This is a genomic window from Rhizobium sp. TBD182 (assembly GCF_001950375.1).
Taxonomy (GTDB): Bacteria; Pseudomonadota; Alphaproteobacteria; order Rhizobiales; family Rhizobiaceae; genus Agrobacterium; species Agrobacterium tumefaciens.
Window position 1 is genome coordinate 1,069,824 of sequence record NZ_BDLN01000001.1, and the last position, 9,779, is coordinate 1,079,602.

A 9,779-nucleotide genomic window follows, 5' to 3' on the forward strand; every position below is an offset into this window, starting at 1 on the left:
AGGCGGCGCTTCGGGTGCGCGATCTCGATCCGATGATCGATTATTACCGTTCCGTGCTCGGGTTGAATGAGGTTGCGCGCAACGCACGGGGCGTGACGCTCGGCGCCGGCACCGTTCCCCTGCTTGATCTCGTTCACAAGCCAACGGCGGATTATGAAAGCCCCACCTCAGCCGGCCTGTTCCACATCGCCTATCTGATGCCCAGCCGCGAGGATCTGGCGCGGTGGCTGGTACATGCGGCGTTAAGGCAGGTGCCGCTCACGGGCTTTGCCGACCATAATGTCAGTGAAGCGGTCTATCTCAACGATCCCGAAGGCAACGGCATCGAGGTTTACAGCGACCGGCCGAAGGACACATGGGTCTGGAGCGGCAGCGTGGTTAAGATGGGGACCGAACCGCTCGACGTCGATGATCTCGTAACGCTGACCGACACCAAAAAGAGCGATTACGAGGCCGCACCTTCCGGCATGCGCATCGGGCATATTCACCTGCGGGTCGGCGAGATTGCCACCGCACGCGCCTTTTACGAGGAAGCCGTTGGTCTCAAACCGACGCAGGATGCCCGTTCGGATGCCTCCTTCCTGTCATCGGGCGGATATCACCACCATCTGGCCGTCAACATATGGAACAGCCGAGGCGCGAAAGAGCGCAACGCCACCGAAACCGGCCTCGACTGGTTCTCTCTTGCCATCAAAAATCCCACGGACCTTGAAGCGCAGAAAACGCGGATGCGGGCGGCCGGTTATGTGCTGGTGGAGATGGAAAACAAGGTTGTGGAAGCGATTGATCCGTGGGGCACGCGGCTGCGGTTGGTGCCGGTGTAAGAGGGCGGCAAGTCGGCTGGTTTCCTGTGACTGTTACAGGAACGAGGGACGCGAGGCACAACACCAAAAAAAAGCCTTGCGAGGCCACGGCAGCGACCTCGCAAGGCTTTCCATCCGGTACAGGAAACCGGATGGGGGGTTTGGAAAGAGCCCAAATTCCTTTCAAAAAGACATAGCAAAATGCCGCGCATTGTCGCCCACCCGAATGGGTGATGCGGCCAGATAAATTCGCGATGGACAAGGCTTAAGGGGCAAGCCCGGAACGGGAAACTCAGACGGCTTCGCGCAGTTGCTCGGCAGTCTGCAAATCCACGGAAACCAGTTGCGACACGCCCTGTTCGGCCATGGTGACGCCGAAGAGGCGGTTCATGCGCGCCATGGTGATGGGATTGTGGGTGATGATGACGAAACGCGTTTCGGTGGAGGCAACCATTTCGTCCATCAGGTTGCAGTAACGCTCGACATTATGGTCGTCGAGCGGCGCGTCCACCTCGTCCAGCACGCAGATCGGTGCGGGATTGGTGAGGAAGACCGCAAAGATCAGCGCCATGGCCGTCAGCGCCTGTTCACCGCCGGAAAGCAGCGTCATGGTCTGTGGCTTCTTGCCAGGAGGACGGGCGAGAATTTCCAGGCCGGCTTCCAGCGGATCGTCGGATTCGATCAGCTGCAATTCCGCCGTGCCACCACCAAACAGATGGGTGAAAAGCCGCTGGAACTGCGAATTGACCACATCGAAGGCCGCAATCAACCGTTCACGGCCTTCGCGGTTGAGGTTCTGGATACCGGCGCGCAGCTTGCGCACAGCGTCGATGATATCGTCGCGTTCCTTGATGAGGGCCGCGAGCTTGGCGGAAAGCTCCGCCTGCTCTTCCTCGGCACGCAGGTTGACGGCGCCCAGCCTCTCACGCTCGATCTTCAGCCGGTCGAGATCGCGCTCGACATCGCGAATATCGGGCTTCGGCTGGTCGGGACCAAGGCCGGTCAGGCGCAACGCCATATGCGGCTCGGTATTCAGCGTTTCGCGGATGCGATGTTCGGTTTCCTGCCGCTTCTCGCGGGCGGAAACAAGCCGCTCTTCGGCGCGGCCGCGCTTCTCCCGGGCTTCTGCCAGTTCGGAAAGGGCGGTGGTGGCAACGCGGTCGGCGGCGCGTTGCAGGTTTTCCGCCTCCGCCAGCCGGTCCGCGGCCAAGCGGCGGGCGTCTTCGGTTTTCTGAAGCTCGGTCAGGAGGTTGCGGCGTTTCTCGTCGAACTCTTCCGGCGCAATGTCCAGTTCGGCGATTTCCTCGCGCGCCTCTTCCTCACGCTCGCGCAGGGTGGCGATGTGATCGGCGGCACTGGCGGCCCGCGATGCCCAGGTGGAGCGCTCCTGCGCGATTGCCTGAAGCCGGCGCTGGCGGCTTTCCGCCTCGCGGCTCACCCCCTCGTGGCGGGCGCGCGCTTCTGCCAGCAGGCCACGGTCTGTCGCGACTTCCAGCTGGCTTTCACGCAGGCGCAGATCAAGGGCGGAAAGATCCGGTGCATCTTCCATTTCGATGCGGGCGTTTTCTTCCTGAACGACGATCTCGTCGATCTGCGCGCCGATCTGGTTCAGCGCTTCCGAGACGATATCCCGGCGGCGCAGAAGATCGCCCGAGGCGCGTTCGGCTGATGTCAGCGCCTCTCGTGCCTCGGCAAGATGACGCGTCACCAGTCGGCTTCTGTCGCGCACTTCCGAAAGCCGCAACTCGGCGCTTCTGATGTCGTCGGTCCTGATGGAGAGCTGTTCTTCGGCCTCCTCCAGACTGAAACGGGCCTCTTCCAGTTCCGTCTCGATTTCGGCAAGCCGGTTCTTTTGTGCCAGACGAAGGGCGGCGGCTCCCGGCGCATCAGCGCTGGCGATGTGGCCATCCCAGCGAAACAGCGCGCCCTCGCGCGTCACCAGCCGCTGACCGGCCTTCAGCGACGGCATCAGGCGCAAGGCTTCCGCAGTGTCGGCTGCAACGCCGATCTGGGCGAGACCGCGCCTTAATGCGTCCGGCGCCTGCGCATAGTTCAGAAGCGGCTTGACGCCCTGCGGCAAAGCAGGATCGCCCGCACCATCGCCATTGCCGGCCCAATAGGCGGGAGCAGCGGGATCAAGGGCACTTTCGAGGTCGTCGCCAAGGGCTGCACCAAGCGCTGCCTCAAAACCACGTTCCACCGTCATTTCTTCCGCCACCGGCGTGAAGCTGCCATTGGCGGCAGCACTGGCCGCCAGAATTTTAGTGATGGTGCGCGCTTCGGTATCCAGAGCGTTCAGCCGGTTTCTCGCCGTTTCCAGCGGGCCGCGCGCCAGCGCTTCGGCGGAACGCGCCTCGGCAACGGCGGCTTCGGCTTCCTCCGCCACGATCAGAGCATCTTCCACCGCGATCTCGGCTGCCTCGACCGCCTCGCGGCGCTCCGAAGGATCGGGAAGGCCGGAGAGTTTTTCATCGACGGCATCGATCTCGGAGGATGCCTCCTGCGACTGGCGTTCCAGCCGGAGTTTACGATCGGAAAGCTCGCGGATCGCCCGTTCCAGCTGCTGGCGCCCGGCGGCGGCCTCGGCGCGCTCGGCGGTGATGGCAGTGAAAACGGTTTCGCTTTCAGTCAGTTTAGCGGCAGCTGCCTCAAAGGCTTCGCGCATCTCTTCGGCATGACGACCGGAATCGGCGAGGATTTCGAGAAGGTCTGCCTCTTCCTCATCGAGCCGCGCAAGGATCTGGGCGTTATCAGATACAAGCCGTTCTTCGCGAACGATGTCTTCGCCAAGCTGCGATAGACGGCGCGCCAGCTCATCACGGCGGCGAAGCAGGCGGTTCGCCTCGTCATCCAGCTGGGTGCGGGCAATCTGCAGACGTTGCAGGGCGGCAGCGACACGCGCTTCATCCTCGCGCAATTCCGGCAGCTTCAGGCTGGCAATGCCCTGCTGTTTGGCCGCCTCCATCTGCGCCTGCGCCTTTTCGGCAACGATGTTCGTGGCCTGATTAAGCGCGCTTTCCGCTTCGCCTTCGGCTTCCTTGGCTTCTACCCAGCGGATATGCAGCAGGGTCGCCTCGCGGGCGCGGATATCCGCCGACAGCATCTTGAAACGGTTGGCCTGCCGCGCCTGGCGTTTCAGGCTTTCGATCTGGCTTTCAAGCTGGGCGGTCACATCCTCCAGCCGCTCCAGATTGGTTTCGGCAGCGCGCAGGCGAAGCTCCGCTTCATGGCGGCGGGAATGCAGGCCGGAAATGCCGGCCGCCTCTTCCAGAAGCTGGCGGCGGGCCTGCGGCTTGGCATTGATGAGTTCACCGATACGCCCCTGCCCCACCATCGAGGGCGAACGCGCGCCGGTGGAGGCATCGGCAAACAGAAGCTGCACATCCTTGGCGCGCGCTTCCTTGCCGTTGATGCGATAAACCGAGCCGTTTTCGCGCTCGATGCGGCGCGTCACCTGAATTTCATCGGCATCGTTGAAGGCGGCGGGCGCGGTGCGATCGGAATTGTCGAGATAAAGGCCGACCTCCGCGGTGTTGCGGGCCGGGCGATTGCCGGAACCGGAGAAGATGACGTCATCCATGCCGGATGCGCGCATGTTCTTGTAGGAGTTTTCGCCCATCACCCAGCGAAGCGCTTCGACCAGATTGGACTTGCCGCAACCATTGGGACCGACGACACCGGTCAGACCCGGCTCGATGATGAATTCCGAGGGTTCAACGAAGGATTTGAAACCGACGACGCGGAGCTTGTTGAACTTCATGCCGCTCCGCTCCGCCTGAAATAACGGCAATAAAAAACGGGCGAACGGAAATATCCGCCGCCCGTTGCTTTAAGGGTTCGGCGATCAGAGCAGCTTGTCGATGACAGCCGACATGGTTTCAACCGACATGTCTCCCGCGTATTTCTCGCCGTTGATGATGAAAGTCGGCGTGGAGTTGACGCCGAATTCCGTCGCACCGCGTTGCATCGTTGCGTTCACATCATCCAGAAGCTTCTGGTTCGTCAAGCAGGCCTCGAAAGACTCCTGTGAGAAACCGGCCATTTTCGACAATTGCAGCAGGGCCGCACGGGCATCCTGGGCTGTTGCCCAGCTCTGCTGCTGCTTGAACAGCATGGAAACGAACGGGAAATACTGTCCTTCCGGTGCGCAGCGCGCCAGCATGAAGGCAGCGGCGGCACGCGGATCGAACGGGAATTCGCGGATGACGAAATAGGCCTTGCCGGTATCGATGTATTTCTTCTTGATCTCGTCAAAGGTCTTGTTGTGGAAATTGGCGCAATGCGGGCAGGTCATCGACATATATTCGACGATCTTGACTGGAGCGTTCGCATCGCCGAGCGCCGCTTCCGGCAGCGGACCGGGCTTCAACACCGCAGCCATATCCACGTCACCGGTGGATTCAGGCAATTCCTGCGCCTGGGCAACGCCCGGCGTGAAGGCAAACGGCAGGGCCGTGGCAAGGGCAGCAAGTGCAACGCCGCCGAGAAGGCTGCGACGGGAAATGGTCAGTTCGGAAAAATGCATGAAAGCACCTGTTGGTAATAGACTCTATTGTCTGTTGATTCCGATATAGCGACGGCCTGTTCATCACAAGCGGGGTTTTGAACTCTTCTTGTCAAAGAATTGTGACCAGTCAAGGACCGTGCGCGACATCAAATCGTCCCGCCCCGCGGCTTCTTCTTCTGCATCACCGCCGTGCCGAGCCTTTCCACTGCCTTGCGCAGCGCTTCGCTCTCTATGCCGTCCATCATATCGTCGAGACGTTTTGCCGCATCACCGCGCAGCGGCGGCGGCTTTCGCCGGCGGGGAACGGGCTGCGATACCGGCTTCTGCACGATCCTTATCTGGCGTACCGCCGGAAAGCCAAAAAAGCCGTTGATGCGGGCGATGAGCTCGCCCTGTGCATGGGTGAGGAACAGAGCGCGCGCGCCTTCGCAGGCAATCGTCAGCACGCCCGGCTGGTAACCGCCGCGATCCGGCCCCTCGTCGCGACGCGGCCAGGTAATCTTTTCCGGCCGCGTGCAATCGGCGAAGTCATCGCCGGCGATCTCGTCCCACGAGCCGAGCAGCGCCGTGTTGATGCCCGCCCGTTTCGACAGGAGGGGATCCATGATGCCATTGGCTATTTCGGCAATCTGGATGACGCCTTTGCGTGGATATCGCATTTTTCACTCGGGTTTCAGGACCGGACAGTCCGGAGCTTCTTGATAGGTCGGTATGAATGGCCCAACTATAGGCCGAATCGAAGAGAAACGGCAAACCATGCTTCAAAAAACCGCCCCGTCATCGCACGCGCAGATGCTGCTCGCATGGTACGACCGCCACCATCGCGAGTTGCCTTGGCGCACCTCGCCGGCCATGGCGGCACAAGGAAAACGTGCCGATCCCTATCATGTCTGGCTTTCCGAAGTGATGTTGCAGCAGACGACGGTGCAGGCGGTGAAACCCTATTTTCTGAAGTTCCTCGCAACGTGGCCTCATGTCAGCGATCTGGCGGCGGCACCGGTTGAGGATGTGATGGCTGCATGGGCGGGACTTGGTTATTACGCCCGCGCCCGCAACCTGAAAAAATGTGCGGAAGCCGTGGCGAAAGACCATGGCGGCGTCTTTCCCGATACCGAAGAGGGCCTGAAGAAGCTGCCCGGCATCGGCGACTATACATCTGCTGCCGTGGCGGCCATTGCGTTCAACCGGCAGGCGGCGGTGATGGACGGTAATGTGGAGCGCGTCATCTCCCGCCTTTTCGCGATAGATGCACCCCTGCCCGGCTCGAAACCCGCCATGAAGGCGAAGGTGGCGGAGCTTACGCCTCCCGACCGGCCGGGCGATTTTGCGCAGGCGATGATGGATCTCGGTGCGACGATCTGCACGCCGAAGCGCCCTGCCTGCGCGCTCTGTCCGTTCAATGGCGGCTGTCTGGCGCTTGCCCATGACGAGCCGGAGCGGTTTCCGGTCAAGGCCGCGAAAAAGGCAAAACCGGTGCGGCTGGGAGCCGCCTTCGTGGCGGTGAATGCAAGCGGCGAAATTCTGCTGCGGCGGCGCATAGAAAGCGGCCTTCTCGGTGGCATGACGGAGGTGCCGACAACGGCATGGACCGCCCGCGTGGATGGCGGCACCGACACGAGCCACGCGCCTTTTGCCGCGTCTTGGCAAGCGGCGGGCGTCATCGTGCATGTCTTCACCCATTTCGAGCTGCGGCTCACCGTCTATCGGGCACAGGTGCCGGATGGGCTTGAAACCGGCGCGGATGACGGATGGTGGGAGCCGGTTACAAATCTTGACGCGCAAGCCTTGCCGACGGTGATGAAAAAAGTCATCGCACAGGCTATTCCATCCGCATTCGATGAAAGCAGGAAGTTTCGATGACCAAGATTGAGCATATCGTATTCGACATCGGCAAGGTACTGATCCACTACGATCCGCATATTCCCTATAGCCGCCTCATTCCCGATGCCGACGAGCGCAAATGGTTCTTCGAGAATGTCTGCACCCATGACTGGAACCTCGAACAGGATCGCGGACGCGGCTGGGAAGACGCCGAGGCGCTGCTGATGGAGCAGTTTCCCGAGCGGGAAGAGCATATCCGCGCCTTCCGCAAGTTCTGGCATGAGATGGTCTCGCATTCCTATGACGACAGCGTCGCGATCATGACCGGCCTGATCGACAACGGTCACGACGTGACGATGCTGACCAACTTCGCCTCCGATACCTTCCGCGAAGCGCAGAAGATGTTCCCCTTCCTCACCCTGCCGCGCGGCGTGACGGTCTCTGGCGATGTGAAGCTGCTGAAACCGGATGTGGCGATCTACGAGCTGCACGCGAAGGAATTTGGCCTCGACCCTGCCGCAAGCATCTTCATTGACGATACGCTTGTGAATGTCGAAGGCGCCAAGGCCGCCGGCTGGCAGGCGGTGCATTTTACCGGAGCGGAAAAGCTGAAGCAGGATCTGCAATCCTACGGCGTGGATGTCTGACAGACCATCAGATCCAAAAAGAAAATTGGCGCAGGCGGAAATGGCGGTCTCCTGCCTGCGCCAGTCCTGCCGCAAGCGGCATGGGACAGCAATGTTTTCGTGAACTTTCCGAACCGGATTTTCACAACCATTGCTTTGCGTAGGACACTATGACCGTTCTCTTGCGCGAAACTTGTCTGGCTAAATTTAGATATTCAAAAATACCAACGCCCGACACCGAAGTGCCGGGCGTTGGTCGTTCTCCATCCGGGACTGAAGGTACTAAACCGGACGGAGACGTATGCTGACAATGGCGGGCGGTGGATCGTTGCCTTCAGCCTTTTGGGCTTTAGACTGTCAGGCCTTTGCCAGTTCACTGCGGATGATTGTTCTCAGATCATCGATAGGCTTCAGCTGGTCGCCATCCTCGAAGTGCCAGAACGTCCATCCGTTGCATGCGTCGAGACCCTGCACCTTTGCACCAAGACGGTGAATGGAGCCGGCAGTCCCGCCGGATGCAATCGTACCATCGGCACGAATAATGGCGCTATAACGGCGCTTTGCATCGGTTAGCACCTGGCCGGGACGGACGAGACCGCTTTCCACCAGAGTGTTGAAGGCAACACGCGGTTCGGCCCTCTTGCCGGTCATGACGGTCAGCTCCGCCTTGCCGAGCGGCTCGACGGCGGCGATGCGGGCAGAGGCCGCGTCGATGTAATCCTGTTCGCGTTCGATACCAACGAAGTGGCGGCCGAGACGTTTTGCAACCGCACCCGTGGTGCCGGAGCCGAAGAACGGGTCGAGCACGATGTCGCCAGGCTTGGTAGAGGCCATGATGATGCGTGCCAGCAATGCTTCCGGCTTCTGGGTCGGATGCACCTTTTTGCCGTCGTCACCTTTCAGCCGCTCATGGCCGCTGCAAATCGGGAACAGCCAGTCGGAGCGCATCTGCACGTCGTCGTTGGAGGCCTTCAGCGCTTCGTAGTTGAAGGTATAGCCCTTGGCTTTCGGATCGCGGCTCGCCCAGATCATGGTCTCATGGGCGTTCTGGAAACGGCGGCCCTTGAAGTTGGGCATGGGATTGGTCTTGCGCCAGACGATATCGTTCAGGATCCAGAAATCGAGGTTCTGGAGCATGGAGCCGACACGGAAGATGTTGTGGTAGGAGCCGATGACCCAGATGGTACCATTCGGCTTCAGCACGCGGCGGCAGGCCAGCAGCCAGGCGCGGGTGAAGGCATCATAGGCCTCGAAGGAGGAGAACTGGTCCCACTCGTCATCGACCGCATCAACCAGCGACTGATCTGGCCGGTGAAGCGTACCGCCAAGCTGGAGGTTGTAGGGCGGATCGGCGAAAATCGCATCCACCGACTGGCTCGGGAGGGCATCCAAGGCAGCGACACAATCACCTTTGATTATGCTGTCTTTCCAGGCGTCACTCTCGCCCGCACGATCAAAACCGGCACGCCGAAAATCGGCCAGCGGAAAAACTGCTGCCATTGGTACTCGCTCCATACGCTTACTCTCTACTGATGCTTATGGTTACCGAAGATGGTTATCAAAGCCTGAACAAGTCACGGAAAATGCGAAATAAATGGCTGTTGCGGCCGACACGCGCAATTTGCTGGCGCGGGCGGGGAACCCGAAGTGGCGCAAAAACGTTGTGCACAACGGGTTGTCCTGTTCCGTATGTCGGTGCTGTGGCAATACCGGCAACTCAGGGGGTAATCCGCAATGACGTCCGTAACGCGAGTGGCTTCTTTTTCAGTGCATGCCTTTTCCGCGGCTCTTCTTCTGGCGGCGCTGCCGTCAAGCTTGGGGGCGCAGGAGCCGGCACCGCTATACAACGTCGTCACCGACGCTGTGCTGTTCGATGGCGGCCCCTCGCTCGGCAACAGCGACAGGGTGCGTTGGGATTTTTACAAGGCTGACCGGGCCGGAGTGCGCAGCGACGTCAATGCCGGCGGCTCCTACGACGCCACCTTCGAAGCGAAGCTGCCGGCGGGCAAATATGTCGGGGTG

The 9,779-nt window shown here is 60.8% G+C and carries 7 protein-coding genes and 1 pseudogene; 4 read left to right on the forward strand and 4 right to left on the reverse strand.

The annotated features are described in order from the left end of the window. Positions 1 to 824: VOC family protein (locus T18_RS05435; protein ID WP_323455196.1), on the forward strand; the 824-nt coding region annotated here is incomplete at its 5' end. A gap of 271 nt (positions 825 to 1,095) precedes the next feature. On the opposite strand, the gene T18_RS05440 is transcribed toward T18_RS05435, so the two are convergent. The 3 genes from T18_RS05440 to T18_RS05450 form a co-directional block, all read right to left on the reverse strand. Then, the gene (locus T18_RS05440) at positions 1,096 to 4,563 is read right to left on the reverse strand and encodes a chromosome segregation SMC family protein (protein ID WP_025592684.1); all 3,468 of its coding nucleotides are present in this window, start codon (positions 4,561 to 4,563) and stop codon (positions 1,096 to 1,098) included. A gap of 84 nt (positions 4,564 to 4,647) precedes the next feature. Continuing rightward, positions 4,648 to 5,328 carry a DsbA family protein gene (locus T18_RS05445; protein ID WP_038490107.1) on the reverse strand — a complete coding sequence of 227 codons (681 nt, stop codon included), beginning with the start codon at positions 5,326 to 5,328 and terminating at the stop codon, positions 4,648 to 4,650. Between the two features lie 128 nt (positions 5,329 to 5,456). Beyond that, positions 5,457 to 5,969, reverse strand: a complete 513-nt coding sequence (locus T18_RS05450; RefSeq protein ID WP_003511832.1) for a DUF721 domain-containing protein — start codon at positions 5,967 to 5,969, stop codon at positions 5,457 to 5,459. 97 nt (positions 5,970 to 6,066) lie between these two features. Between T18_RS05450 and mutY the strand changes: the two genes are divergently transcribed. Together mutY and T18_RS05460 are read left to right on the forward strand one after the other, a co-directional pair. Continuing rightward, positions 6,067 to 7,170 carry an A/G-specific adenine glycosylase gene (mutY, locus tag T18_RS05455; protein ID WP_038490102.1) on the forward strand — a complete coding sequence of 368 codons (1,104 nt, stop codon included), beginning with the start codon at positions 6,067 to 6,069 and terminating at the stop codon, positions 7,168 to 7,170. Continuing rightward, positions 7,167 to 7,778: an HAD family hydrolase gene (locus T18_RS05460; RefSeq protein ID WP_003511829.1), complete on the forward strand. Its 612-nt coding sequence runs from the start codon at positions 7,167 to 7,169 to the stop codon at positions 7,776 to 7,778. Before mutY ends, T18_RS05460 begins: the two co-directional genes overlap by 4 nt. A 336-nt stretch (positions 7,779 to 8,114) precedes the next feature. Here the strand turns inward: T18_RS05460 and T18_RS05465 are convergent, their stop codons facing one another. Next, a complete protein-coding gene (locus T18_RS05465) occupies positions 8,115 to 9,257 on the reverse strand; it encodes a site-specific DNA-methyltransferase (protein WP_003511827.1) in 1,143 nt (380 codons plus the stop codon). Between the two features lie 234 nt (positions 9,258 to 9,491). Between T18_RS05465 and T18_RS27565 the strand changes: the two are divergent. Beyond that, positions 9,492 to 9,779: pseudogene (locus T18_RS27565) on the forward strand (hypothetical protein); the annotation flags it as partial.